General features: G+C 64.7%; 21 protein-coding genes. 5 read left to right on the top strand and 16 right to left on the bottom strand.

What is annotated here, in order from left to right:
• The first annotated feature begins 492 nt into the window (after nt 1-492).
• Nucleotides 493-2,064 (top strand): oleate hydratase, encoded by a 1,572-nt coding sequence (locus tag BMI88_RS06830; protein WP_078547105.1) that lies wholly within the window; start codon nt 493-495, stop codon nt 2,062-2,064.
• Nucleotides 2,065-2,149: 85 nt separating this feature from the next.
• On the opposite strand, the gene BMI88_RS06825 is transcribed toward BMI88_RS06830, so the two are convergent.
• Nucleotides 2,150-2,839: a helix-turn-helix domain-containing protein gene (locus tag BMI88_RS06825; protein WP_078547103.1), complete on the bottom strand. Its 690-nt coding sequence runs from the start codon at nt 2,837-2,839 to the stop codon at nt 2,150-2,152.
• A gap of 220 nt (nt 2,840-3,059) precedes the next feature.
• On the opposite strand from BMI88_RS06825, the gene BMI88_RS06820 reads away from it, so the two are divergent.
• Complete coding sequence (locus BMI88_RS06820; RefSeq protein ID WP_078547101.1) at nt 3,060-4,505, top strand: FAD-binding oxidoreductase; 1,446 nt, start codon at nt 3,060-3,062, stop codon at nt 4,503-4,505.
• Nucleotides 4,506-4,582: 77 nt separating this feature from the next.
• Nucleotides 4,583-4,957 (top strand): group 1 truncated hemoglobin, encoded by a 375-nt coding sequence (locus BMI88_RS06815; protein ID WP_078519148.1) that lies wholly within the window; start codon nt 4,583-4,585, stop codon nt 4,955-4,957.
• Between the two features lie 563 nt (nt 4,958-5,520).
• Here the strand turns inward: BMI88_RS06815 and BMI88_RS06810 are convergent.
• The 6 genes from BMI88_RS06810 to BMI88_RS06785 form a co-directional block, all read right to left on the bottom strand.
• Nucleotides 5,521-5,955 carry a cytochrome c gene (locus BMI88_RS06810; RefSeq protein ID WP_078547099.1) on the bottom strand — a complete coding sequence of 145 codons (435 nt, stop codon included), beginning with the start codon at nt 5,953-5,955 and terminating at the stop codon, nt 5,521-5,523.
• A gap of 6 nt (nt 5,956-5,961) precedes the next feature.
• Nucleotides 5,962-6,399 (bottom strand): cytochrome c, encoded by a 438-nt coding sequence (locus BMI88_RS06805; RefSeq protein WP_168173955.1) that lies wholly within the window; start codon nt 6,397-6,399, stop codon nt 5,962-5,964.
• Between the two features lie 22 nt (nt 6,400-6,421).
• Nucleotides 6,422-7,750, bottom strand: coding sequence for a multicopper oxidase family protein (locus BMI88_RS06800; RefSeq protein WP_281480160.1), 1,329 nt, complete (start codon nt 7,748-7,750; stop codon nt 6,422-6,424).
• Between the two features lie 43 nt (nt 7,751-7,793).
• Complete coding sequence (locus tag BMI88_RS06795) at nt 7,794-8,228, bottom strand: cytochrome c (RefSeq protein WP_078547094.1); 435 nt, start codon at nt 8,226-8,228, stop codon at nt 7,794-7,796.
• 80 nt (nt 8,229-8,308) lie between these two features.
• A complete protein-coding gene (locus BMI88_RS06790) occupies nt 8,309-8,650 on the bottom strand; it encodes a hypothetical protein (RefSeq protein ID WP_078547092.1) in 342 nt (113 codons plus the stop codon).
• A 50-nt stretch (nt 8,651-8,700) separates the two neighbouring features.
• A complete protein-coding gene (locus BMI88_RS06785; protein WP_078547336.1) occupies nt 8,701-9,096 on the bottom strand; it encodes a MerR family transcriptional regulator in 396 nt (131 codons plus the stop codon).
• A 187-nt stretch (nt 9,097-9,283) separates the two neighbouring features.
• On the opposite strand from BMI88_RS06785, the gene BMI88_RS06780 reads away from it, so the two are divergent.
• Together BMI88_RS06780 and BMI88_RS06775 are read left to right on the top strand one after the other, a co-directional pair.
• On the top strand, nt 9,284-11,749 hold the full coding sequence (locus BMI88_RS06780) for a heavy metal translocating P-type ATPase (protein ID WP_078547090.1): 2,466 nt from the start codon (nt 9,284-9,286) through the stop codon (nt 11,747-11,749).
• A gap of 47 nt (nt 11,750-11,796) precedes the next feature.
• On the top strand, nt 11,797-12,516 hold the full coding sequence (locus BMI88_RS06775; RefSeq protein ID WP_078547088.1) for a hypothetical protein: 720 nt from the start codon (nt 11,797-11,799) through the stop codon (nt 12,514-12,516).
• Between the two features lie 169 nt (nt 12,517-12,685).
• On the opposite strand, the gene cobA is transcribed toward BMI88_RS06775, so the two are convergent.
• The 9 genes from cobA to BMI88_RS06730 all read right to left on the bottom strand — a co-directional run bounded on the left by cobA (nt 12,686) and on the right by BMI88_RS06730 (nt 25,186).
• Nucleotides 12,686-13,645 (bottom strand): uroporphyrinogen-III C-methyltransferase, encoded by a 960-nt coding sequence (gene cobA / locus BMI88_RS06770; RefSeq protein WP_246831830.1) that lies wholly within the window; start codon nt 13,643-13,645, stop codon nt 12,686-12,688.
• Between the two features lie 13 nt (nt 13,646-13,658).
• A complete protein-coding gene (locus BMI88_RS06765) occupies nt 13,659-14,630 on the bottom strand; it encodes a glycosyl transferase family protein (RefSeq protein WP_078547084.1) in 972 nt (323 codons plus the stop codon).
• Entirely contained in the window at nt 14,627-17,263 is a 2,637-nt protein-coding gene (locus BMI88_RS06760; protein ID WP_078547082.1) for a nitrate reductase, read from the bottom strand. Before BMI88_RS06760 ends, BMI88_RS06765 begins: the two co-directional genes overlap by 4 nt.
• Before the next feature lie 13 nt (nt 17,264-17,276).
• Nucleotides 17,277-17,609 (bottom strand): nitrite reductase small subunit NirD, encoded by a 333-nt coding sequence (gene nirD / locus BMI88_RS06755; protein WP_078547080.1) that lies wholly within the window; start codon nt 17,607-17,609, stop codon nt 17,277-17,279.
• Nucleotides 17,606-20,044, bottom strand: a complete 2,439-nt coding sequence (nirB, locus tag BMI88_RS06750) for a nitrite reductase large subunit NirB (protein ID WP_078547078.1) — start codon at nt 20,042-20,044, stop codon at nt 17,606-17,608. The genes nirD and nirB overlap by 4 nt, the downstream gene beginning before the upstream one ends.
• A gap of 12 nt (nt 20,045-20,056) precedes the next feature.
• The gene (locus BMI88_RS06745) at nt 20,057-20,992 is read right to left on the bottom strand and encodes a GAF domain-containing protein (protein WP_078547076.1); all 936 of its coding nucleotides are present in this window, start codon (nt 20,990-20,992) and stop codon (nt 20,057-20,059) included.
• A complete protein-coding gene (locus tag BMI88_RS06740) occupies nt 20,992-22,656 on the bottom strand; it encodes a nitrate ABC transporter ATP-binding protein (protein WP_078547074.1) in 1,665 nt (554 codons plus the stop codon). The genes BMI88_RS06745 and BMI88_RS06740 overlap by 1 nt, the downstream gene beginning before the upstream one ends.
• A gap of 5 nt (nt 22,657-22,661) precedes the next feature.
• Nucleotides 22,662-23,747 (bottom strand): ABC transporter permease, encoded by a 1,086-nt coding sequence (locus BMI88_RS06735; protein ID WP_078547072.1) that lies wholly within the window; start codon nt 23,745-23,747, stop codon nt 22,662-22,664.
• 77 nt (nt 23,748-23,824) lie between these two features.
• On the bottom strand, nt 23,825-25,186 hold the full coding sequence (locus tag BMI88_RS06730) for a CmpA/NrtA family ABC transporter substrate-binding protein (protein WP_078547070.1): 1,362 nt from the start codon (nt 25,184-25,186) through the stop codon (nt 23,825-23,827).
• Between the last annotated feature and the right edge of the window lie 145 nt (nt 25,187-25,331).

Here is a 25,331-nt window from a genome sequence, read left to right as displayed (position 1 = left end):
GGCCGCCGCGAAATCGTTCAGCGTAATGCAGCAAGCTGCGCCAATGCTTCAGGAACAGACAAACGCGAAAGAGCCTTTTGACAGCCTCAAGCTCCACAATAGTCATGCAGTGATCCAACTGTTAATGGGGCCGAAGCATCATCCAAAGTCGACGAGAACATCCGGAAGCCGAACCGAGATAAACAATTCGAAGCTGACCTTCGCCGCTCAGCCCATAGATGTCCGCTATGGGCCGAGATTTTCCCTCTCGCCAAAGGGGGAGCATGGATATTAGCTGCACCCGGCACGAATGGCCGGTCCCATGCTCAGACAGTTTCGGCAGTCCGCCGCATGACGTGCCTTCCCTGATCACCATGCAAGCGGGCGGAGCAGGCGTAAACTCGGCGAGCAATCTTCTTCGTCCGCTTCTCATAAAATGCTAGAATTCGCTGTGTCCCCAAGGATTTCGACGGGGGCGAAGGAAATCTGGACTGCAGGGAGCGAGGCTCGGCGATGGAAGCGACAACGGAACGACATCACATCGTCGGCGGCGGTATCGCGGGCCTTGCCACGGCGGTCTTTCTGCTACGCGACGCGGGCGTGGATGGCGCGGCGATCCATGTCTACGAACAACTCGGCACCGCGGGCGGTTCGCTGGACGGATCGGGCGATGGCGAGGACGGCTATCTCGTCCGCGGCGGCCGGATGTTCGAGGAGCATTTCGCCTGCACGTTCGATCTGCTCGGCTCGATCCCCTCGGCGGACGATCCCGCCACCTCGGCAGCACAGGACATCTTCGCCTTCAACCGCATGGTGCCCGGCTCGGCCAATTGCCGCATCGTGCGCGACGGCAAACCGGCAGAGGACCGCTTTGACCTCACGCTCACGGCGCAGGACATCGTGGATATCAACCGCCTGATCCTGCATCGCGAAAGCACACTCGGAGCTCAGACGATCGAGGACTGGTTCCAGCCCACGTTTCTCGCCAGCAACTTCTGGCTGATGTGGTCGACGATGTTCTCCTTCCAACCATGGCATTCCGTGGTCGAGATGCGGCGCTACCTGCGACGGTTCATCCATCTCTTTCCCGGTTTCACCCGGATCGCCGGCATTCTGCGCACGCGCTACAATCAGTATGATTCCCTTATCGCACCAATCGTGAGCTGGCTGCGCGACCGAGGCATGCAAATCGTCACCGGAACGCAGGTCGTCGACGTGCGGATTGAGGGCTCGCGGCAAGACCGCCGCGTCAGTGCGCTGGTTTTCGCCAGTGGCCAGGAAGTGCCGGTAGCCGAGACCGACAGGGTCTATCTCACGCTAGGGTCGATGACCGATGGCTCGGTGACGGGGGCCAACGATCGCGCGCCCAGCCGCGATGACCACGAGGGCGGTGCCTGGACGCTGTGGCGAAAGCTGGCGGCGGAGCATGAGGGCTTCGGCCGCCCGGAGGTGTTCTGCGGCGAGACTGACAAAACCGCGTGGCATTCCTTCACGGTCACGCTCGACAGCGCCGATTTCTTCGAGTTCATGGAGGATTTCACCGGCAACCGCACGGGCACGGGCGGGCTGGTGACCTTCGCGGATTCGGGCTGGACGCTCTCGATCGTGCTCTTTCACCAACCCCATTTCCGCGGCCAGAAACACGGCACCTATGTCTTCTGGGGATATGGCCTGCGCGGAGATCGTCCCGGCGATTTCACCAAAAAGCCGATGTGGGAGGCGACCGGCGACGAGATCTTAACCGAGCTGTTCGGCCATATGGGCCTGACGCCCGAACAGCAGGGCTGGTTCAAGACCGCCCGCGTAATCCCCTGCCGGATGCCGTTCATCACCAGCCAGTTCATGCCGCGTCAGCCCGGGGATCGCCCCGACACCCGGCCCAGCGGTGCCAGCAACTTCGCGATCATCGGGCAGTTCTGCGAACTCCCGCGCGATTGCGTCTTCACGGTGGAATATTCCGTCCGCTCGGCCCGGGCCGCGGTTGCGAGCCTGACGGGACGGATCACACCTCCCCCGCCGGTTGCACGTACGGACCTCGACCCCAAAGTGCTCTTCAACGCCGCGCGGGTGCTGATGGGCATGTAGCCCTTCAGAACGTGCGGCCTGTGACCGATGCCGGCACGGTCTGCTACAGCCGTCGACGACGCGCTGACCGGAACGGCGACGCGGCTCAGGAGGCGAGCTTTTTCTCGGCTGCGAAGGGGCTGAGGCCCAGCCATTTCTGCATCGAGGCCACCACGTCTCGGGACCCGATAAAGTCGAGCTTGCGGGCGGCCTTCGATACGGTCGTGAGGCCCATCCAGATCTCTGTCATCGTGCGCAGATCCGTCGTGACGAAGAGGTCCACATCGAAGCCCGGATCGACCTGACACAGATCGACATCGCCGTTCGCCTCCACGATCAGCCACCACGAGGATTTCGACGCCGCGAGCTCGGGGAAGTGGAAATTCAGCACAGTCCGGCCCGGAGGAAGCGGGGAAGGATCGAGATTGCGGCGCATGTCCCACATCAGCAGTGACACATCGAGCCGCTCCAGGGATGGTTTGGATTCCACCCATTTCTGCCCCCAGATGCCGAAGGCTTCGACAAGCGGCAGCAGATCTTTCCCGGCATCGGTCAGAAGGTAGTCGACGGCTTGCGTGCCCGCGACCGGGTGTCTCTCGACGATTCCTGCCGCTTCCAGTTCCCGCAGGCGCTGCGCAAGCAGTGTGCGAGACATGCGCGGGACACCTCGCCTGATATCGTTGAAGCGGGTCGAGCCAGCCACGAGTTCGCGCACGAGGACCATCGTCCATCGGGTGCAGAGGATTTCAGCGGCCATCGCGACCGGGCAAAACTGGAAATAGCTGGCGTTGGACATCGGAGATCTCCTCCATGGCTTTTTCCAGCATAGCGCAAATTGCGCTTCTTGTATCCAACTCTATGCGCTCACCCTGTGCCCGGGCGGGCCGGTCCAGTTTCGCCACTGGTTTGAGACTCGCGGCGCGCTCATCCTTTCAGAACCGCAAACAATCGAACGCGGCAGACGCGCGAGGGGTGGATCGCGTCGCTGTGCGCCATGATCTCACAGGGAGAAAGAAATGTCGGATATCATTGAAATGAACGGGCTGGACGGCACGCGCAAGAAGATCACCGGCGCGGACCGGGAGGCCCTTGGAGCCGCTCTGCGCGGCAAGGCCCTGATCGAGGGAGATGAGGGCTATGACACCGCGCGATCGATCTGGAACGGGATGATCGATCGCAAACCGGGGCTCGTCGTGCATGCGATGGGAGCCAGCGACATTCAGGCTGCGGTCGCCTTTGCCAAGGATAAAGGGCTTCGGATGGCCGTTCGGTCCGGCGGCCACCAGATTGCCGGTCTCGCAGTCGAGGACGGCTCGCTGATGCTGGACCTGTCGGGCATGCGCTCGGTTCACGTCGATCCTGAGGCCGGAACCGTCCGGGCCGAGCCGGGCGCGACACTGGGCGATGTCGATCGCGAGTCGCAGGTGCATGGGCTTGCCGTGCCTGTCGGCGTGAACTCGACAACCGGGATCGCGGGGCTGACACTTGGCGGCGGCTTCGGCTGGATCACCCGGAAATACGGGATGACGGTCGACAACCTCTTGTCGGCCGACGTGGTGCTGGCCGATGGGCGCTGCGTCAAGGCGTCGAAGACGGAGCATCCGGACCTTTTCTGGGCGCTGTGCGGCGGGGGCGGGAATTTCGGGGTGGTGTCCTCCTTCGAATTCCAGGGCCACGCCATCGGCACCGAGGTTCTGTCCGGTCTCGTCATCCATCCCTTCGCGGAGGCGGCCACTCTGCTGCCGAAATTCCAGGAGATATGCGACAAGGCGCCGGACGAGCTGACGGTCTGGTCGGTCCTGCGCAAGGCGCCGCCCCTGCCCTTCCTGCCGGAAGACTGGCATGGACGAGAGGTGCTGATCTTCGCGGCCTGTTACGTCGGCGACATGGCCAAGGGCGAAGAGGCGATGCGCGAGCTGCGCGCCCTCGGCACGCCCATTGTCGATGTGATCGGCCCGCATCCCTTCACCGGCTGGCAGGCGGCCTTCGATCCGCTGCTGACGCCCGGCGCGCGCAATTACTGGAAGAGCCGGGACTTCCTGAAGCTCGGGTCCGGCACGATGGAGGCGATACTCGGCGCGGTCGAGGAGCTTCCCGATCCGCAATGCGAGATCTTCATCGCCCATGTCGGCGGCGCGATGGCCCGCGTCCCGTCGGACGCGACCGCCTATCCGCAGCGCGACAGCCACTTCACCATGAACGTTCACACCCGCTGGGACGACCCCGCGAAGGACAAGGCCTGCATCGCGTGGGCGCGCGATCTGTTCAACGCAACGGCAACGGATGCGGCGCCCAGTGTCTACGTGAACTTCCTGCCAGCGGATGACGCGGATCGCCTTGCCGAGGCCTATGGCGGCAACCTCAACCGGCTGCAGGAGATCAAGGCGCGCTACGACCCTACGAACCTCTTCCGGGTCAATCACAACATCCAGCCGCAGCGTGTGCAGCAGGCCGCGCAATGAGCCCTCATCCCGGGCGCGACCCAGCGCCCGGGGTCAAAGCAGCAAACACTTCGGATAGCGAACAAGGAGCAAGAGCGATGGAACAGACCCTCTACGACCGGCTGGGCGGAAAGCCCGGGATCAAGGCGCTCGTCGACGATGTCCTCGAGGCGCATATGGTAAACCCCGCAATCAGCGCCCGTTTCCTGCCATACCGCGAAAGACCGGACGACCTGAAAGACGCCAAGGCCCAACTCTGCGCTTTCTTCGGCGCAGGCAGTGGCGGCCCCGAGCAATATACCGGGCGCGACATGGTGGCGGCGCATCGGGGCATGAATATCAGCACCGGAGAATACATGGCCGCAATCGACGACATCATGTCGGTCCTCGCCGCGCATGAGATCGACGAGATGACCCGCAAGGACGTGCTGATGATCGGCTACTCTCTCAAGGGCGACATTACGAACCAATGAACGTGTCGGACGGGGTGGCTGTGTCGTCAATAGTCGGACGCAGCTATGGGAACCTCGCTGCCTTTTACGCTTCGGTTAGTCGGCACTGACACTCGGCGTGCCAAGCTCAGGCGACCGATACCTCGAAGTATTGGTATTTCGACTCCAATTCGACTGGCACCTTCTGGCTGGCCGGAGCTAATCTCGAGATGAGATAAGAACACTTGGTGAACGCAGCTAAACCAACCCTTCTGTCAAGCCGAGCGATTTTTCGGCTCGATAGCGTGATCGGACTACCGAAAATACCTTGCCGCGCCGAAATCGAACACCCATCCTTAGGACATCCAACTGTGGCAAAAACCACGGGACTACGCAGAAAATACTTAACGACTTCAACTATTTAAGACTGAATCCAAGACAGCCCCGTTCCCTACCGCCGGGGCCAAATCTCTCGCAAGAGACTGACTTCAAAGAGAAAAGCCCAGAGTTCGCTCCGGGCTTTCTTTTTTCACTTCCCGATAGCACAAACGCGGCACGCTCCAAGGCACATTTGCGGCACGGACCGACGGAGCCGCGCCGGGGGCTTACTGCGCGTCGCGCGCCGCCTGCACCGCTTGCATCCGCTCGGGCCATGTCGATCGGATGAAGCCCAGGATATCGAGGATCTGCGCGTCGCTCAGCGTCCCACCGAAACCGGGCATCCCGCTCGGGAAGTCGGCAACCCCGCGCGCGGCCAGCGCATCCGCCCCGCCCTGTTTGACGTAATCGAACAGCAACGCGGTCTCGTGGTGCCATGTGTGGCCGGTTTCGTCGTGCGGCGGGGCGGGCAGAACGCCATCGGGCCCCGCCTCGCGCCAATCGGGCTGCCCTTCGAGATTGGCACCGTGGCAGCTCGCGCAGTTCTGCGCATAAAGAGCCTTGCCCGCCGTGATGTCGCGCCCGTCGAGCAGACTGGCGGCTTGCGCGCCCCCTGCCCCGAGCGCGATCACGACAGCCAGACCTACGGCTTCAATTCGCATCGCCGCTTACTCCCGATACTCGTCGTGGCACTCCTTACAGGTCACGCCGAGCTTGACGAGAGCAGGTCGAAGCGCCTGCCGGGACTCGATCGGCTTCGAGAGCGAACCGGCCGCTTCCTCCAACGCCTGCGCCTGACCGCGGAAGTCATGGAATTCGTCCCAGATCGACGGATGGGCCTCGGATTTCGGGTCCTGCGCCTCGGGCTCGAAAAGCACCGGAATCTGTCCCGCTTCCGCTTCGATCCGGGTGATCGCGCGCCGGACCTTCTCGGCTTCGAAGTCTCTCTCCCCTTTCGCCATCGTGCTGAGAAGCTTCATCTCGGTCCCGAGCCGCTTCATGCCTTCCATCCGAGCGAGAACCTGCGGGTCCTCCACCCCGCCATGCGCGAGCGCCATCGGCGCCCAGCCGAGCAGGAAAAGGGTCGTCATCAGGGGTTGTTTCACAGTCACTCCTTTCAACGTCATCTCAGGTCACCTCGATCCAGGACGACATCCCCGCCGCCGCATGGGCGAGCATGTGGCAATGCAAAAGCCATTTGCCCGGATTGTCGGCAGTGAACGCGATCTCGTGGCTGCGTCCGGCGAAGGTCAGCACCGTGTCGCGCATCGGGCCTAGGCGTCCATCCTCAAGCACCTCGCGGAAATGCATCCCGTGCAGGTGCATCGCATGCGGGAACGCGGTGTCGTTGACGAAGCGCAGCCGCACCGGCTCGCCCCGTGACAGCTGCGCAAATGGCGTATCCCCCGGCCCCGCCTTGCCGGCGAGCGTCCAGAAATTGCCGCTCTGCATCAGCCCCTGCATCTGGTTGCGCGACATCCGCCCCATCGCGCCGCCTTCGATCTTCATCTCCAGCGGGCGGGCCTGCGTCAGATCGGTCGGGGCCATGTTCGGATTGGGCGGCAAAGGCGCAGGCGCGTCGCGCCGCGAGCGGCTTACCTCGCCGGAAATCTCGAACGCGACCTGGCTGTGCCATTGGTCGTCATTGCCCAACCGCTCGATCGCCGCCTGAGACCCGTCGCCAGTCACATCGACGATCAGATCGACGCGTTGCGCGGGCGCGAGGACCAGTTCTTCGGGAACGGGCTCCGGCGCGGGCAGCGGCATCCCGTCCAGCGCCACCTGCCAGCCCGAGAGCCCGGTCAGTCGCAGCACGAAAATCCGCGCATTGGCGGCGTTGATCAGGCGCAACCGCAACCGCTCATGCCGTTTCGCCTTCAGGGTCAGGGCGTAATGCCCGTTGGTCCCGACCAGATTGCCGAAGCGCCCACCGTGGCTGAGGTCCATCGGATGGGTGAAATCCGGCTCCAGCTGCGCGGTGTCGGGATCGAGCAGCCAATCGTCGAGCAGCAGCACCTCGTCGCGATCGACATCCGGCGCGTCGGGTTCCTCGATGATCAGCGCACCGGAGAGGCCGCGCGCGACCTGCTCCATCGAATTCGTATGCGCGTGATACCAATAGGTGCCCGCATCCGGCGCGACGAAATCATAGTCGAAGGTCTGGCCGGGCGGCACGGCGTCCTGCGTCAGCCCCGCCACGCCATCCATCGCATTGTCGATGCGAATGCCGTGCCAATGCACCGAACTGGGCACGTCGAGCTTGTTGACGAAGCGCCGTTGCAGGCGCGCGCCCTGCGGCACCCGCAGCTGCGGCCCCGGCAGCGTGCCGTCATAGGACCAGACCTCGGTCTGCGGATAGCCCTCGGGGGCAATCTGGGCCATGGCGCGCTGCGCGGTCAACGGCGTCGGGGCGGTTGCCGCGTTTCCGATGCGCGCCGTCAGCGCCGTGGCCCCCATTCCGGCAAGGACCGCGCGGCGGGTCAGTTGGAAATTCTGCATCTCACTCGATCCCGTTCGCGCGCTGCAATTCGCGCACATAAGTGACGATATTGGCGACATCGCCACGGGTCAGGCCCTCCTGCGGGGGCATGTTGCCGAACTTCCAGTGATGCGCGCGCACGCCCGCCTGAACGGCGGCCTGGAAGGCCATGTCGCCGTGATGGGACGGCTCGTAGATTTTGTGCACGAGGGGCGGGCCGAAGCCCATTTTTCCGGTGGCATTCGCGCCGTGACAGGCCGCACAGGTCGCGTCAAAAGCGCGTTTGCCCATCTGGGCCTGTTCGGAGAGCGTGTTCGGCAAGGAGACAGCGACGAGCGGATCGCCTTTGGCAGGCGTGGCCGCCTCTGCCTCACTCGCGGTGTCGGGCTGCATCACGAGCCAACCGCCCGCAGCGAGGGCCGCGACGACGGCGGCAGAGAGAATATAGCGTTTCATAGAGTATCCTGTTCGATCATGCGCCCGGGCTCGGGACGCGACAGATAAGCCCCCTCAGGGGCCAGCGACGGTGTGATCGATCAGATACGCGGTGGCGGAAGGTCGAGCTGGGGCTCATGCGCCAATGGCGCGGGCGTCTCCGCAGGCAGGAGCGTCACGGACAGGTCCGCCCGGCTCAGCGAGAATTCCGGCGCGAAGTCCAGCGTGGCCGAGACCATCATCTGCGCATGGGGGCAGGTCTTGTCCTGCATCGGCCCCGCATCGTGATGGCTGTCAGGGCAAGCCGCACAATCGCTGACGGTGATTGCGTCCATCGCATCCATCGCACGCGCATGGGTCATCGCGGCAGCGGGCGCGCCCAACTGCGAAAGACCGATCAAACAGACCAGCCCGATCATGACGATATGCAGCGCTTTGCGCATGGCTCTCCCGGTTCTCCCTGCCCTCTATCTGGTGGGCTCTGGCGCGGCTGTCAATTCCCGCGCTGCCCCATCAGGTCGTCGAGGATCGCACAATCGGGGGCATCGTCGCCATGACATTGCGCGATCAGCCGCTGGAGTTGCGCCTCCAATGCACTGAGAGAAGCGATCTTTTCTCGCACCGCTTCGAGGTTTTGCTGTGCGAGCGCACGCACATCGCGGCTCGCCCGCCCCTCATCGGCGCTCAAGCTGAGCAGGCGACGGCATTCCTCGAGCGAGAACCCGAGGTGCCGCGCCTGCGCCAGAAGCCGCAGCTGCTCTACGCAAGCCTCCGAGAAATCGCGATAGCCATTCGCCCGCCGGTCGGGCGTGACGAGGCCAATCTCCTCGTAATAGCGGATTGTCTTGACCGGCAGCCCGGTCTGCGTCGCGGCGGTTCCGATATTCATCTGCATAGGCCTCCTGCGCTTGGTATATAAACCTTCCAGTCACTGGAAGCAAAAGTCACGCTCACGTGAGGGCTGCTGGAACATAGGGACGCGGGACCGGGTTTGGGAAAAAGATCGGTTATACTCTTGACCCTCCAGCAGCTGGAAGCCCTATCTGATCGGGCGAAGTTGCCGAAAGGATGAACGGATGACATCGCAGCACGCCCACCACGAGACCCACGACACGCAGGAAACGACGGACGCGATCACGCGTGACCCAGTCTGCGGAATGACGGTCGACCCGAATGCCGACAAGCCCAGTGCCGAGCATGACGGCCATCTCTACCACTTCTGTTCGCAAGGCTGTCACGACAAGTTCGTGGCCAAGCCGAATGACTACATCAAGGCGACCGACCCGGTCTGCGGGATGTCGGTCGAGCGCGCGACGGCGAAATATATGGCCAAGCTCGACGGCGAGCGGTTCTATTTCTGCTCCGAGGGCTGTCAGCACAAGTTCGAGGCCCGGCCCGAGGATTATCTGGGCGTTCGTCCCGCTGCCAAGGCAATGCCCGAAGGCACGCAATATACATGCCCGATGCATCCCGAGATCGTCGAGGACAAGCCCGGCGACTGCCCGAAATGCGGCATGGCGCTGGAGCCGATGAGCCCCAGTGCCGATAGCGGCCCGAACCCCGAGCTGGTCGATTTCCGGCGCAGGCTGTGGATCATGGGGCCTCTGGCGGCTGCGGTCTTTGTGCTGGAAATGGGCGCGCATGTCGGGCTGCCCTTCGCGGAGTGGATCGGGCCGAAAGCCTACCTCTGGCTGCAATTCGCGCTGGCGACCCCGGTTCTGTGGTTCGCGCGGCCCTTCTTCGTGCGCGGCTGGAAATCGGTGGTGAATGTCTCGCCCAACATGTGGACGCTGATCGCGTTGGGTACGCTCGCGGCCTATCTGTTCTCGCTCGCGGGGCTTCTGGTGCCGGGTATCTTCCCCGCCGAGATGCTCAACGAGCACGGGCTGCCGCCGGTCTATTTCGAAGCCTCGGCGGTGATCCTCGTGCTGGTTCTGGTCGGGCAGATCATGGAGCTGACGGCACGCGAGAAAACCGGTGACGCGATCCGCGCGCTGATGGACCTCGCGCCGAAAACCGCGCGCCGCGTGGGCGAAAACGGCGAGGAAGACGTGCCGCTCGATCAGGTGCAGACGGGCGATAAGCTGCGCGTGCGCCCGGGCGAGACCGTGCCGGTGGACGGCGTGGTCACGGAAGGTTCCTCTGCCATCGACGAGAGCATGATCACCGGCGAGCCGGTCCCGGTGGAGAAAACCCAGGGCGACGCGGTCACCGGCGGCACGCTGAACAAGCAGGGCAGCTTCGTGATGGAAGCGCAGGCCGTGGGGTCGGAAACCACCCTTTCGCGCATCGTCGAGATGGTCGGCAAGGCGCAACGCTCGCGCGCCCCGATCCAGGGGCTGGCGGATCGGGTGTCGCTTTACTTCGTGCCTGCCGTGGTGATCTGCGCTATCCTCGCCTTCATCGCATGGCTGGCCTTCGGCCCCTCGCCCGCATTGGGCTATGCGACCGTGGCCGCCGTCTCCGTCCTCATCATCGCCTGCCCCTGCGCGCTGGGTCTCGCCACGCCGATGTCGGTGATGGTCGGCACCGGGCGCGGCGCAAGCGCAGGCGTGCTGATCCGCGACGCCGAGGCGCTGGAACGCTTCGCCAAGGTAGACACGCTGATCGTCGACAAGACCGGCACGCTGACCGAAGGCAAGCCCGCGCTGACCGATGTGATCGCGAACGGGGCCTCGGAGGACGAGGTCAAATCCCTCGCCGCCGCGCTGGAACGCGGATCGGAACACCCGCTTGCCGAGGCCATCGTGCAAGGGGCCGAAGATGCGCCCAAACTGGACGCCGAAGGCTTCGAGGCGGTCACCGGCAAGGGTGTCACCGGTCGCGTCGAGGGTGCGCAGATCGCGCTCGGCAACGCGGCGCTGATGGAGCAGATCGGCGCGAATGTCTCCGCTCAGTCCGACACGGTCGAGCGTCTGCAATCGGACGGCAAAACCGCGATGTATCTCGCCCGCGACGGCAAGGTGATCGGGGTGATCGCGGTGGCCGACCGGATCAAGGAGACCACGGCGGACGCAATCCGCGCGCTCCACGACGAGGGGCTGCGGATCGTCATGGCCACGGGCGACAGCGAGGGCACCGCAAGGGCCGTCGCACGCGAGCTGGGCATCGACGAGGTTCATGCCGGGGTCTCGCCCGAGGACAAGGCCGCACTGGTCGAGAAACTGCGCAAGGACGGCGTCTCCATCGCGATGGCCGGTGACGGGGTGAACGACGCACCCGCACTCGCCGCTGCCGATGTCGGCATCGCCATGGGCACCGGCGCGGATGTCGCGGTGGAGAGCGCAGGGCTCACGCTGGTCAAGGGCGACCTGACCGGCATCGTCCGCGCGCGCCGTCTGGCCGAAGGCGTGATGCGCAACATCCGCCAGAACCTGTTCTTCGCCTTCGCCTACAACACCGCGGGCGTGCCGATCGCGGCGGGTGTGCTGTACCCCGTCTTCGGCGTGCTGCTCTCGCCGGTGATCGCGGCGCTCGCGATGAGCTTCTCGTCGGTGTCGGTGATCGGGAACGCGTTGCGGCTGCGGAGGCTGAAGCTGTGACATCGGCGCGCAAAGATGACAGAGTTACGCAAAACTCCGGAGGACTCATGACACGTTTTCTTACCATTCTCGCCCTCGTGGCGTTGCCCGCCGTCAGCTACGCGCACGGAGATGGCAGCGCGGATGGGAGCGCGCATGACATGATGTCGGGCGATCACATGATGATGGACGACGCGGACATGGGCGACCATGAGCATATGGGCAACGAAGAGGACATGCCCGCACATGACGACCACATGATGTCCGACGACGCTCATGCCGACGGGCAGATGCCGATGACCTCGAGCGCGCAGATGCCCGGCATGCAATCCGGGGACACGGGCGCGATCACCGAGCCGGGCCAGTCCGCCTTCGCGGCCATTCAGGAGATCGTCGCCTATCTGCTCGCCGATCCCGACACGGATTGGAACCGCGTCAATATCGAGGGTCTGCGCCAGCATCTGATCGACATGAACAACGTCACCCTGCGCGCCAAGGTCAAAGAGAGTGACATCGAAGGTGGCGCCCGCTTCGAGGCGACCTCGGACGACCCCGAGGTCACCGCGTCCATCCGTGCGATGGTGCCTGCCCACGTCGCGACGATGAACGGGGTCGAGGGCTGGAAGATGAGCGCCGAGGAAATCCCCGGCGGCAGCGCGCTGACCGTGACCGGCGCGGATCCGCAGAAGATCCGCGCGCTCGGCTTCATCGGCATCCTGACGGTCGGCGCGCACCATCAGCCGCACCATCTGGCGATGGCGAAGGGCGAGATGATGATGGGGCATTGAGGTCTGGACCGACGTCACTCGAACAAGCGAGTTTCGCTACCTTTGTGACGAATGGCCGCGATGGGCCTTTAATTGCCTCATCGGCGAAAGGGCGGAAAGCTGGGGCTCGTCGACGAAACTCGGCGGCCCCGACCTGCGGCTTACGCTGCGACCTGTAACATCTTCGGCGTCAGCAACTGGCGACCAGCGGAGCTTTTCCGGTCTCCGCCGTTTCCCGAGACTGCAGCTCCCCCGTGCCGCCTACGCACGCGGCTCCCTTGTCGTGACGGATCAGGATGATCGCCGGGTTGCCGATCGCTTCCGCCCGGATCGTCGCGGCGAGCGCGCCAAGCTGGCAGGTCGCGATCCTCTGACGGTCGGTCGAAATATCCGAGACGATCTCGACCTCGGAGACAGCCGGGACACCCGCCGCGATAAGGTTCGCCTCGATCACGGGCGCCTGCCGCACGCCCATATAAAGCGCGAGCGTCGTGCCCGGGCGTGTGGATGCCCCCCAATCGGGCGTGTCGTCGCCCGCGCGACACATGCCGGTAGCGAAGACCACGCGGTCGGTGGCGCCGCGTTCCGTCAGCGACCGGCCAAGCGCGGCCCCTGCCGCGGAAGCCGCGGTGACCCCGGGCACGATTTCGACCGGGATACCGTTCGCGCGCGCGGCGGCGAGTTCTTCGGTGGCCCGTCCGAAGAGGCCCGGATCGCCGCTTTTCAGCCGCACGACCCGCTTACCCTGCAGCGCTGCCGCCACGATCACCGCGTCGATCCGCTCCTGCGGCCAGGCGCATGCGCCGACGGCTTTTCCGACATAGACAAGCTCGGCATCCCTGCGCGCCAGCTCTAGAACCTCCGGATCGACGAGGCGATCGTAGAAGACGATATCGGCTTGGCTCAGACGCTGAGCCGCCCGAAGCGTCAGCAGATCCCGTGCACCCGGGCCCGCGCCGACAAGTGCGATCGCGCCCGGTTTCGCGCGACCGGGTGCGGATCGGGTCGGGGTCACGGCCTTCGGCGAGACGCCTGCCAAAGCGAGCCGCCAGTCGTGGAAAACCTCGCTCATGAAAGCCAGAATCCCCGGCTTGCGGGCGCGAAGCGCGGCGTCGCTCGGGGCAAACGGGGATGCGGCAGAGAGCTTCATGATCATCTTCCTTTCAAGCGGCGCGCGCGCTGTGTCGGCGTGCCCAGAGATCGGCGGCGCGCGCGCGGGGCTGTGCGATTCCGGCGGTGTCGAGCGCCAGCTCTGCCGTGCCGAGAACGATTTCGGTAGCGAAGGGATCGTCGATCTCGCCCGACCAGAGGCGCCCCAGATCGGCGGGATCGGGGGTTTCGTCGGCAAGGCGGCGGGTCGCGTCGAGGCGCTCGGGCGCTTGCGCCGTCCAGGCTTGCCCCGACCGCAGGCCGAAGAGCGCGATGTCTTTGCCGGGATGGCGCTCGAACTCGCCGCCACCACCCTTGATTACCGTCATCGCCTCCAGCCCCAGAAGCGCGCAGGCATCGGATTGCAGCTCGCGATAGGGCGGATGGAAAACACCCTGAACGGAGGCCCGCGCGCCGCCCGGATTGAGAACGCGCAGCACGGTATTGACCGCCGAGCGCAGCCCCAGAACCTCGCGCAGCCGCAGCAGATCGAGCGCGCGCGGCGCGAAATTCTCCAGCGGCAGATAGGCTATCTTGTCACGCGCCAGCAGCGCGGCGGCGTCTGCCATATCTGTCGCCACGGCAATCCCTGCGTTGCCAAGCGCATCGCGCACCGAGGCCACGGGCGATTGATGAGAGTTCCAGCCGTGGAGCAGAACCGGCTCCCCCGCCATCGCGACCAGCCGCGCGGACAGCAGAAACCACGGCAAGCCCCGCGAACGCCCCGCCGCATAGCTCGGCCAGTCGAGCGCGGGCGCGGGGCCGGTCCAATCCGGCAGGGTCTCACGGATCGCTTCGGCGAAACCGGCGATCTCGGCGGCGCTTTCACCGCGATAGCGCATCAGCATCAAAAGCGCGCCGACGGCTTCGGGGGCCGCCTCGCCGCGCAAGATCTGGCCCATCGCGTCGCGGGCCTCGTCGCGCGTCAGCGACCGTGCCCGGCCCGGACCGCGGCCCATCGCGTGGATATAGGGGGCGAGGCTCATTCGGCGGCCTCGCGGGGTTGGGCGCTCGCCAGCAGCGCCGCGAGTTCCGGTCGGCAGGAGCCGCAATTCGTGCCCGCTTGCAGGGCCGCGCCAATCGCCTCGACGGAGGCCAGCCCCTGATCGGCAATCGCGGCGAGGATCGTGTTCACGCCGACATCGAAACAAGCGCAGACAATCGCACCCGGATCGGGCTGATCGGCGCCCGCGCGGCCTGCGAGCAAGCTCGGCTGATCGGTCTCGCCCAGCAGCGCCGCGACATGGCCGCGCGACACCGCGACCGGCTCGGGCGCGGCGAAGAGAACAGCCGACACGCGGCCGTCAACCATCAGCGCGATCCGCGCGAGCCCCCTGCCCGCGTCGCTCATGGTGACCGCCTCGGCCTCGGGTAGAGCGAAGAGGTCGCGCGCGAAGGCCTCCCAATCCGCAGGCGCCTCACGCCCGGCCAGCTCGATCCGCCAGCCGCTCTTGCTGCGCGCCTTCGCCCAGTAACCGGTGCGCGGGGTCACGTCCTGCACGCTCGCCGCAAAGCCGAACCACGCAGCCTGATAAGGCGAGATCTGGACCGCGCAGCCCTTGCTTTCGGGCTGGCCCGAGACGGGATCGACATGGGCGGCGACCAGCGCATCGACGCGTCCATCGGAGGCGGTCTCGCCCGTCCAGTGCATCGGTGCGAAGACCGAACCGGGTTGCATCCGGGTGCTTTCCAGTACGCGCAGGACGGCGCGGCCATTGGCATTCGACACCTCGGCCAACCCCGCCGCGCGCAGCCCCAGCCTCAGGGCATCCGCAGGGTGAATTTCCAGATAGGGCTCGGCCATGTGCAGGCTCAGGCGCGGCGATTTCGCGGTACGCGTCATCGTGTGCCAATGATCGCGCACGCGGCCCGTGTTGAAGCGGAAAGGCGCGTCCGGGCTCAGCGCGGTTTGCGGCGCACACGGCGTGATCGGCAGCATCCGCCCCTTGCGGTCGGGCGTGTAGAACCCGCCATCGGCGAAGAACCGGCCGCCTTTCTTGGCAGGACCTTGGGGCCAGACAAACGGCGCGAGCGCCTCATAGTCCGCATTCGCGATCGACTTGTAGTCAGAGATGTCGAAATCGAGCCCAAACCGTCCTGCGACCTCGGACAGCGCCGCGTATTCGCGAAAGATCGCCGCCGGGCCGTCATAGGCGAAATCCTCTGCCCAGCCCATTTTCGCGGCCACGTCGCAGATGATCTTCCAGTCGTGACGGGCCTGACCGGGCGCAGGCAGAACGGCGCGCTGACGCGAGATGCAGCGCTCGGAATTGGTGACGGTGCCGTCCTTCTCACCCCATCCGGTCGCGGGCAGGATCACATCGGCCAGCTTCGCGGTATCGGTGTCGGCGGTGATATCCGAGACCACCACGAAATCGCAGCCCGCGATGGCGTCGCGCACACGGTCGGCCTCGGGCATCGAGACGGCAGGATTGGTGCAGATGATCCAGAGCGCCTTGATCCGTCCGTCCTCGACCGCGCGGAACATGTCGACTGCCTTGAGGCCCGAACCGGGCGCCATCGCGGGGCTGGCCCAGAAGCCCTGCACCGCGTCGCGATGGTCCGCGTTCTCGATATCGAGGTGACAGGCGAGCATATTCGCCAAGCCCCCCACCTCACGCCCGCCCATCGCATTGGGCTGACCCGTGACCGAGAACGGCCCCGCGCCGGGTTTGCCGATGCGGCCCGTGGCGAGGTGGCAGTTGATGATCGCGTTGACCTTGTCTGTGCCGGAGCTGGATTGGTTCACGCCTTGGGAATAGATCGTGACGACGCGCTCGGCACCGATCCAGAGCCGCGTGAATTCCGCGAGATCGGCGGCGCTGAGCCCAGTCGCGACCGGATCGCTTTCCTGCGCCGCCGCGAGCGCGTCGTCAAACCCGCTGACATGGGCCGCGACGTAATCACGATCCACCGCGCCCTGCGCGGCGATCTCGGCCAGCAGCGCGTTGAACAGTGCCGCATCCGCCCCCGGCGCCACGGCCAGATGCAGATCGGCGATATCGCAGGTTGCGGTGCGGCGCGGATCGACGACCACGACGCGCATCTCGGGCCGCGCCTTCTTTGCAGCCGCGATCCGCTGAAAGAGCACCGGATGGCACCAAGCGAGGTTCGACCCCACGAGCACGATGACGTCGGCCTGATCGAAATCCTCGTATTGCCCCGGCACGGTATCGGTGCCAAAGGCGCGCTTGTGCCCCGCCACCGACGAGGCCATACAGAGCCGCGAATTCGTGTCGATATTGCCCGAACCAATGAAGCCCTTCATCAGCTTGTTGGCGACGTAATAGTCTTCGGTCAGAAGCTGGCCGGAGACGTAGAACGCCACGCTATCGGGACCGTGCTCAGTGATTGCCGCCTTGAACCTATCGGCCACCAGATCGAGCGCTGCGTCCCACTTCGTCTCCTGCCCTTTCACGACCGGGGCCAGAAGGCGCCCCTCCAGATCAACCGTCTCCCCCAGTGCCGAGCCTTTCGAGCACAGCTTGCCCGCATTGGCGGGATGGGACTTGTCGCCCCGGATTTCCATGCCGCCCGCGCCGTCGGGCGAAGCGAGAACGCCACAGCCGACGCCGCAATAGGGGCAAGTGGTGCAAATGGTCGGAGCAGCGCGCGTCATCGTTCCACTCCGGTCAGGCGGCGCTTTGCGCAGCGAGCTTGCTTGCGTCGATCAGCAAACGCCCCGCATCGACGCGCAGGTCATAGGTCGGCACCTGCCCCTCGTCGGCACCCTGCGCTTCACCCGTCTCGAGGCTGAACACCCAGTTATGCAGCGGGCAGGTCACCTTGTGGCCATGCACGATCCCCTCGGACAGCGGCCCGCCCTTGTGCGGGCAGCGATCCGAGAGGGCGAAAACGGCATCATCGGCGGTGCGGAACACCGCGACACAGCCCATTTTGGTCTTGATGACGCGCGCGCCCTGCACCGGAATGTCGTCGAGGGCTCCGATATCGATCCAGCTCATTCCGCAGCCTCCTTCGTGAGATCGGCGAGCGGGCTCCAGGCGCGCTCGTAGTGAGGGGTCGCGCGTTCGGCCCATGGGTCTTTCTGATAGACGGATTGGGAGATATCGAAGCGCTCGATCAGCGCCGCGCGATTTTCGAGATCGTCCACGACCTGCGCGATGATCCACTCCAACCCGCCGGTCTTGGCGATCCATTTATAGGGCCGGTCGAGGTAATTCGCGCTCTCGCGATAGAGCTGCAGGAAAGCCACCGAGATATCGATTACCTCCTGTTCGGTCGCGACCTTGGCCAGCGGCTCGGTCTCTTTCAGCTCCATGCCGGCCGCGCCGCCGACGCTGATCTCGAAGCCCGAGTCGACGCAGACCACGCCCAGATCCTTGCAGGTGGCTTCGGCGCAATTGCGCGGGCAACCCGTCACCGCCATCTTGAATTTGTGCGGCGTCCACGAGCCCCAGAGCCGCTTTTCCAGCTTGATCCCGAGCCCGGTCGAATCCTGCGTCCCGAAGCGGCACCAATCGGTGCCCACGCAGGTCTTCACCGTGCGCAGACCCTTCGTATAGGCATGCCCCGAGACCATCCCGGCCGCGTTCAGATCCGCCCAGATATGCGGCAGGTCCTCTTTCTTGATGCCAAGCAAGTCGATGCGCTGACCGCCCGTGACCTTGACCGTCGCGTCGTATTTCTTCGCAGCCTCGGCAATTGCCAGAAGCTCCTCGGGGGAGGTCATGCCGCCCCACATGCGCGGCATCACGCTATAGGTGCCGTCCTTCTGGATATTGGCGTGGTTGCGCTCGTTCACGAAGCGGCTTTGCGGATCGTCTTGATATTCCAGCGGCCAATCGGCCAGCAGGTAATAGTTCAGCGCCGGGCGGCAGACATGGCAGCCATTGGGCGTCTTCCAGCCCAGCTCCTGCATCACCGCCGGTTGCGATTTCAACTCTTTCGCCTTGATTAGACGGCGCACATCCTCATGCGGGTGATCGGTGCAGGCGCAGATCGGTTTCGCGGTGGGCAGGACGAAATCATCGCCCAACGTGACCGCCAGAACTTGCTCCACCAGCCCCGAACAGGTGCCGCACGACGCGCTGGCTTTGGTGGTGGCCTTGATCGCGTCGAGCGAAGTCGCGCCCGCTTCGATCGCGGCCACGATCTGACCTTTGCATACGCCGTTGCAGCCGCAGATTTCTGCGTCAGCCGGTAAGGCTGCAACGGCCGCCATAGGGTCCACCGAGGCGCCCCCTTGGAAGGCCGGGCCGAAGATTAGCGTCTCGCGCATCTCCGAGATGTCGGTGCCGTCCTTGATCAGCCCGTAGAACCAATTGCCGTCGGCCACATCGCCATACATCACCGCGCCGATGACGCGGTCGCCCTCCAGCACGAGGCGCTTGTAGACACCGCGCGCGGGATCGCGGAAGACGATGTCTTCGCGCCCTTCCCCTTCCGCGAAATCGCCTGCCGAGAACAGGTCGCAGCCGGTGACCTTCAGCTTGGTCGAGACCTCGCGGGGGATGTATTCGCTGGCCTCCCCGGTCAGCGTTTGCGCCGCGACCTTCGCCTGATCGTAGAGCGGCGCGACAAGACCGAAGATCTGCCCGTCGAACTCCACGCATTCGCCAAGCGACAGGATATCCGGGTCGGACGTGTGCATCTGCGCATCGACCTGAATGCCACGCCCAGTCTCGAGCCCGGCCTCCTTGGCCAAGGCAACCGAGGGACGGATGCCCACGGCCATGACCAGCAAGTCGCAGGGCAGCTCGGTGCCGTCATCCAGCTTCAGCGCCCGCAGCTTGCCATCTTCACCCAAAATCTCCTTGGAATTCGCCGAACAGCAGACTTCGATCCCGCGATCGGTCAGCGCACGGCGCAGCAGGTAGCCCGCCGCCTCGTCGAGTTGGCGCTCCATCAGGTGGCCCATGATATGCACGACCGTCACATCCATACCGCGCAGACGCAGACCCGCCGCAGCTTCCAGCCCCAAAAGACCGCCGCCGATCACCACGGCGCGGGCGCCGGGGCGCGCCGCCTCGATCATCCGGTTGGTGTCGTCGAGATCACGATAGGCGATCACGCCGTCAAGATCATGGCCCGGCAGCGGGATGATGAACGGGTTCGAGCCGGTGGCGATGACCAGCTTGTCATAGGCCACCTCGCCCTGCTCACCGATCACCACCTTGCGATCGCGGTCGATCCCCACGACCTTTTCGCCGAAGCGGCAGGTCACGCCATGGGTGTCATACCAAGCTTCGTCATGGGTGACGATTTCCGCATAGCTCTTCTCGCCCGACAGCACCGGGCTGAGCATGATGCGGTTGTAGTTGCCCCGCGGCTCCGCGTTGAAAAGGGTGACATCCCATGCGCCGGGCGCGGCTTCGAACAGATGCTCGAGCATCCGACCCGAGGCCATGCCAGCACCGATAACGACCAGTTTCTGCATCTTGGTCACTCCTCAAAGATACCAGGCGACGATATGCGCGATCTCGCCATCGCGATGGATCGGCAGCGCGACCATCGAGCTATAGCCGGCCGCGATCTGCGCGCCGCCGATCACCAGCGGCAGGCCTGTACCCAGCACCTTGCCGATCGGGCCCTGCCAGTCCTGCGCCCGCTTGGGGTTGTCCTCGTTCCAAAGCGCGCCTTCGCGCTCGCACAGGCCATCCACCAGAACCGCGCCGCCGTCGCGACCCACACGGGCCTCGCGGGCGTCCCAAATTTCGAAACGGCGTGCGATCGGCGTGCCACGGGCCGACAGCAGCGTCGCCACATAGTTCTGATCGCCCGGCACCGGGATCGGCAGGCCGAGGCCCGTGGTCAGCCCGGCCGCGCCTGCGCTTTCCGAGCGGATGAAACGATAGCCCGACCCCAGATCGCGCATCAGCATCGGGGTCTGCGCGGCCCAGACACCGCCCGGCAGGCCCTGCCCTTTCGGGAAATGCGTATGCTTCGAGACCCATTCGAAATGCTTGGCCGCACCATAATATCCGTCGTCGAGCATCAGGAGCCCGTCGCGCTCGGCCCAGACCTCGATCGCGCCCGTGGTCGTCTCGTCATCGCCACACAGCACGACCAGAACGGCCTTGAGCGTCTCGCCATCAAAAACCGGCAGCGCCACAGCCGAGGTCAGCCCCGCCTCTTTCGCGGCCTCGGTGCGCTGGAAATAGGAGCCGTCGAACCCTTTCAGGACGACCGGGCGCCCTTCGGCCCAAGCTTTGCCCGGCAGGCCCTCGCCATGAGCGAAACTGGTGCGGACCGAGGCTTCCTCGAACGCCGTAAGCGCGCCGTAATCGCCCGCGGCATGGACCAGACGGTCGCCTTCGGGCACCCAGACTTCGCTGACGCCGATAAAGGCGCGTGCGGGGGTTGCGGTTGCAGTTGCAGCGTCCATCACGCGGCCTCCGATTTCTTGGGCGTGTGGCCCTGTTCATATTCTTCGAGGAAGTTCAGAACCTGCTCGCGATAGAGGTAGTAGTCCGGGTGTTCGAGCAGCGCCTTGCGGGTGCGCGGGCGCGGCAGGTCGACTTCCATCACCTTGCCGATCGTGGCGCGCGGACCGTTGGTCATCATCACGACGCGGTCGGCCAGCAGGATTGCCTCGTCCACGTCATGGGTGACGCAAACGGCGGTGACCTTGGTGCGGCTCCACACCTCCATCAGCACTTCCTGCAGCTCCCAGCGGGTGAGGCTGTCGAGCATCCCGAAGGGCTCGTCGAGCAGCAGCAATTTCGGCGAAAGCGCGAAGGCGCGCGCGATACCGACGCGCTGGCGCATCCCGTTCGACATGTCCGAGGCGGGCTTGTCCATCGCATCGCCCAGCCCCACGCGCTCAAGGTAATAGTCGATCACGTCCTGACGCTCGGCGCGGGATGCCTTGGGATAGACCTTGTCCACGCCCACGGCGACGTTTTCACGCGCCGAGAGCCACGGGAACAGCGAGGGCGCCTGGAACACCACCGCGCGTTCGGGATCGGCGCCCTTCACCTCGAACCCGTCGAGCTTGATGCCGCCTTTCGATACGTCGTTGAGCCCCGCCGTCATCGTCAGCACGGTCGATTTCCCGCAGCCCGAATGGCCGATCAGCGAGACGAACTCGCCCTTCTTCAGGGTGAGGTTGAAATCCTCCACCACCGTCAACGGCCCTTTCGGGGTCGGGTAGATCTTATGGAGCTGCGAATATTCGAGATACTTGTCTTCGAGCGCCGAGCGCGCGGCGTCCGACACCGCCTTGGGCAGCGCGTGCAGCGGCGTGACATCGGGCAGCTTGCGCGAGCCTTCGGCCTTGGCCTGCATGCCCACATCCATCAGGTAATTGGTGACGGCGGCGCGCAGACGCTTGAAGCCCTCGTCATGGTTCATCGCGCCCCGGTCACGCGGACGCGGAATGGTGACCTTGAACTCTTCGCCCAGGGTGCCGTCAGGGTTCAGCGCGATGATCCGGTCGGCCAGAACGATCGCCTCGTCCACGTCATTGGTGATCAGTACGCAGGTCTTCTTGTCCTGCTCCCAGATATGCTCGATCTCGTCGGCGAGGTTGCCCCGCGTCAGCGCATCGAGCGCCGAGAGCGGCTCGTCGAGCAGCAGCACTTCGGGGTTCATCGCGAGCGCGCGGGCCACGTTGACCCGCTGGCGCATGCCTCCCGACAGCTCCGCCGGACGGCGGCTCGCGGCGTGGCTGAGGCCCACCATCTTCACGTAGTGGTCGACCTTCTCCTGACGCTCTTTCTTCGACAGGCCCGGGAAGATCGTCTCAACCGCGAGAGCCACGTTCTGATCCACCGTCAGCCACGGCATCAGCGAGTAGTTCTGGAAGATCACGCCGCGCTCCGGACCGGGGCCGGTGACCGGCGCGCCCTTGAACAGGACCTCGCCCTTGGAGGGCATCTCAAGCCCCGCCATCAGGTTGATCAGGGTGGTCTTGCCGGTGCCGGAGAAGCCCAAGAGCACGAGGAACTCGCCCTCTTTCACGCTCAGGTCGATGCCGTTGAGCACGTCGCTGCGCGCGGAGCCTTCGCCAAAGCTTTTCGAGACGGATTTGAATTCAAGAATGCTCATGAGGGTCACCGGTTATTCGAGAAGGTGAACATCGACTGGATCGCGAACATGAGGCGATCGAGGATGAAGCCGATGATGCCGATGGTGAACACGGCCACCATGATCCGCGCGAGGCTTTCCGAGGAGCCGTTCTGGAATTCGTCCCAGACGAATTTGCCCAAGCCCGGGTTCTGCGCGAGCATTTCCGCCGCGATCAGCACCATCCAGCCCACGCCGAGCGACAGGCGCAGACCGGTGAAGATCAGCGGCAGCGCCGAGGGCAGCACCAGCTTGGTGATCTTGGTCCAGGTGCCCATCTTCAGCACTTTCGAGACGTTCACGAGGTCCTTGTCGATCGACGCCACGCCAAGGGCCGTGTTGATGATCGTCGGCCAGAGCGAGCACAGCGTCACCGTGATCGCCGAGACGAGGAAGGACTTGGAGAACATCCCGTCGCTCGTCGTGTAGACAGCCGAGACGATCATCGTCACGATCGGCAGCCACGCGAGCGGCGAGACCGGCTTGAAGATCTGGATCAGCGGGTTCATCGCGGCATTCGCGGTTTTCGACAGGCCCGCCATGATGCCCAGCGGCACCGCGACGATCGTGCCGAGCGCGAAGCCGAAGAACACCGTCTTGATCGAGGTCCAGATCTGATCGAAATAGGTCGGCGCCCCGGTATAGTCGCGGTATTTCACCCGGTCGGCCTTGCCTGCCGCCACCAGCTTGTCGTTGCGGACGTCCTGACGCTCGTAGAAGGCGGCGGCCTTCTCGCGCTCGCGCAGGTGGTCGGCATAGAGAACCTCCGCCTGCTCCCAGACCTGCGCCGGGCCGGGGATGACGCCGAGCGAGGTTTCCACTTTCGGGGCCAGAACCGCCCAGACGGCGAGGAAGGCGATGATCGCCACCACCGGCACGCCGAGAAGCTGCCAGATCTCTTTCATCTGGGCCTTGGGATTATCGCCGGCCGCAGCGCGAAGAACCGGCGTGACCCAGCTCAGGCCGAGCACCTTGAACCAGCCATCGGCCTTGTTGATGCGGGTGAAGAGACGTTCGCGGCGGGCCTCGCGGGCCTGCTGTGCAGTCAGGGCGTCAGGATCGATGGCGGTCATGGCTTGGCGTCCTTGGGGGAATGTAGAGAGGAAAGGACGGGCGAGACCTCGGCGGCCCCGCCCGCAAGTCAGGGGAGTTACCCTTCGACCTTGTTGCCGACGACTTTCTGGCCCGATTTCAGACCGATCGGCAGGCTGTCGATATACGCGTTGGGAGTGCGGCCGTCATACTCGACACCGTCGATGATGTCGGAGGTGGGCTCACGATACCCATCGGTATCCCAAGGGAAATCCGCCTTGTCCGCGATACCTTCATCGACCAGCATCTGGGCGGCCTGCAGGTAGATCTCGGGCTTGTAGACGGACTTTGCGACCTCGTCATACCAGTCGTCGCTCTGGCTCTCGGGGATCTGGCCCCAGCGGCGCATCTGGCTGAGATACCAGACCGCATCCGAGTAGTAGGGATAGGTCGCGTAGTAGCGGAAGAAGACGTTGAAGTCGGGAACGTCGCGCTTGTCGCCCTTCTCATACTCAAACGTGCCGGTCATCGAGTTCGCGATCACCTCGGCATCCGCACCCACATATTCCGAGCGCGCCAGAATCTCGACCGCCTCGGGGCGGTTGGCGTTGTCGTTCTCATCGAGCCACATCGCCGCACGGATCAGCGCCTTGGTCAGCGCGAGCGTGGTGTTCGGGTTTTCCTCGGCGAATTCGGCGGTGATGCCGAAGACCTTCTCGGGGTTGTTCTTCCAGATCTCGTAATCGGTGATCACCGGCACGCCGATGCCTTTGAACACGGCCTGCTGGTTCCACGGCTCGCCCACGCAATAGCCGTAGATGGTGCCGGCCTCGAGGGTCGCGGGCATCTGCGGCGGGGGCGTCACGGACAGCAGCACATCGGCGCCGATCTGGCCCGACACGTCATCGGGCGAATAGTAGCCCGGCTCCAGACCGCCCGCGGCCAGCCAGTAGCGCAACTCGTAATTATGGGTCGAGACCGGGAACACCATGCCCATATTGAAGGGCTTGCCCTCGGCGCGGTAGCTCTCGACGACCGGCTTGAGCGCCGAGGCCGAAATCGGGTGCACCGGCTTGCCGTCATCGCCTACGGGGATGTTCTTCTTCATCTCGTCCCAGACCTCGTTCGACACGGTGATGCCGTTGCCGTTCAGGTCCATCGAGAAGGGTGTGATGACATGCGCCTTAGTGCCGAAGCCGATGGTCGCGGCCAGCGGCTGACCGGCCAGCATATGTGCCCCGTCCAGTTCGCCGTCGATCACGCGGTCGAGCAGAACCTTCCAGTTCGCCTGCGGCTCGAGCGTGACGAAGAGGCCCTCATCCTCGAAATAGCCCTTCTCATAGGCCACCGCGAGCGGCGCCATATCGGTGAGCTTGATGAAGCCGAATTTCAGCTCGTCCTTCTCGACATCGAGCATTTCCGCCAGCGCGGGGCTGACAAGGCAGGTGGTGGTGGCAATGGCTGCCAGAAGCTTTTTCATCGTTACGGTCCCTGTTGCATCGTCATGTGCGTCAAAAACGAAAAAGCCGCCCGACCCGAGCGCGCCACTTCCAAGGGAGGAGGAAGATCGGCGATCAGGGTCGAACGGCTTTGTTCGGAGCCTCACAGCGATGCGAGGCGGAATA

This window comes from Thioclava sp. F36-6 (assembly GCF_002020305.1).
GTDB classification, from domain to species: domain Bacteria; phylum Pseudomonadota; class Alphaproteobacteria; order Rhodobacterales; family Rhodobacteraceae; genus Thioclava; species Thioclava sediminum.
The sequence above is the reverse complement of the archived record's forward strand: the minus strand, read 5'-3'. Positions and strand labels throughout refer to the sequence as shown.

What these genes read in the sequence shown, in the direction of transcription:
- BMI88_RS06830 (WP_078547105.1), top strand. Translation starts at nt 493, where the DNA reads ATGGAAGCGACAACGGAACGACATCACATCGTCGGCGGCGGTATCGCG.
- BMI88_RS06825 (WP_078547103.1), bottom strand. Translation starts at nt 2,839, where the DNA reads ATGTCCAACGCCAGCTATTTCCAGTTTTGCCCGGTCGCGATGGCCGCT.
- BMI88_RS06820 (WP_078547101.1), top strand. Translation starts at nt 3,060, where the DNA reads ATGTCGGATATCATTGAAATGAACGGGCTGGACGGCACGCGCAAGAAG.
- BMI88_RS06815 (WP_078519148.1), top strand. Translation starts at nt 4,583, where the DNA reads ATGGAACAGACCCTCTACGACCGGCTGGGCGGAAAGCCCGGGATCAAG.
- BMI88_RS06810 (WP_078547099.1), bottom strand. Translation starts at nt 5,955, where the DNA reads ATGCGAATTGAAGCCGTAGGTCTGGCTGTCGTGATCGCGCTCGGGGCA.
- BMI88_RS06800 (WP_281480160.1), bottom strand. Translation starts at nt 7,750, where the DNA reads ATGGGGGCCACGGCGCTGACGGCGCGCATCGGAAACGCGGCAACCGCC.
- BMI88_RS06795 (WP_078547094.1), bottom strand. Translation starts at nt 8,228, where the DNA reads ATGAAACGCTATATTCTCTCTGCCGCCGTCGTCGCGGCCCTCGCTGCG.
- BMI88_RS06790 (WP_078547092.1), bottom strand. Translation starts at nt 8,650, where the DNA reads ATGCGCAAAGCGCTGCATATCGTCATGATCGGGCTGGTCTGTTTGATC.
- BMI88_RS06785 (WP_078547336.1), bottom strand. Translation starts at nt 9,096, where the DNA reads ATGAATATCGGAACCGCCGCGACGCAGACCGGGCTGCCGGTCAAGACA.
- BMI88_RS06780 (WP_078547090.1), top strand. Translation starts at nt 9,284, where the DNA reads ATGACATCGCAGCACGCCCACCACGAGACCCACGACACGCAGGAAACG.
- BMI88_RS06775 (WP_078547088.1), top strand. Translation starts at nt 11,797, where the DNA reads ATGACACGTTTTCTTACCATTCTCGCCCTCGTGGCGTTGCCCGCCGTC.
- cobA (WP_246831830.1), bottom strand. Translation starts at nt 13,645, where the DNA reads ATGAAGCTCTCTGCCGCATCCCCGTTTGCCCCGAGCGACGCCGCGCTT.
- BMI88_RS06765 (WP_078547084.1), bottom strand. Translation starts at nt 14,630, where the DNA reads ATGAGCCTCGCCCCCTATATCCACGCGATGGGCCGCGGTCCGGGCCGG.
- BMI88_RS06760 (WP_078547082.1), bottom strand. Translation starts at nt 17,263, where the DNA reads ATGACGCGCGCTGCTCCGACCATTTGCACCACTTGCCCCTATTGCGGC.
- nirD (WP_078547080.1), bottom strand. Translation starts at nt 17,609, where the DNA reads ATGAGCTGGATCGATATCGGAGCCCTCGACGACATTCCGGTGCAGGGC.
- nirB (WP_078547078.1), bottom strand. Translation starts at nt 20,044, where the DNA reads ATGCAGAAACTGGTCGTTATCGGTGCTGGCATGGCCTCGGGTCGGATG.
- BMI88_RS06745 (WP_078547076.1), bottom strand. Translation starts at nt 20,992, where the DNA reads ATGGACGCTGCAACTGCAACCGCAACCCCCGCACGCGCCTTTATCGGC.
- BMI88_RS06740 (WP_078547074.1), bottom strand. Translation starts at nt 22,656, where the DNA reads ATGAGCATTCTTGAATTCAAATCCGTCTCGAAAAGCTTTGGCGAAGGC.
- BMI88_RS06735 (WP_078547072.1), bottom strand. Translation starts at nt 23,747, where the DNA reads ATGACCGCCATCGATCCTGACGCCCTGACTGCACAGCAGGCCCGCGAG.
- BMI88_RS06730 (WP_078547070.1), bottom strand. Translation starts at nt 25,186, where the DNA reads ATGAAAAAGCTTCTGGCAGCCATTGCCACCACCACCTGCCTTGTCAGC.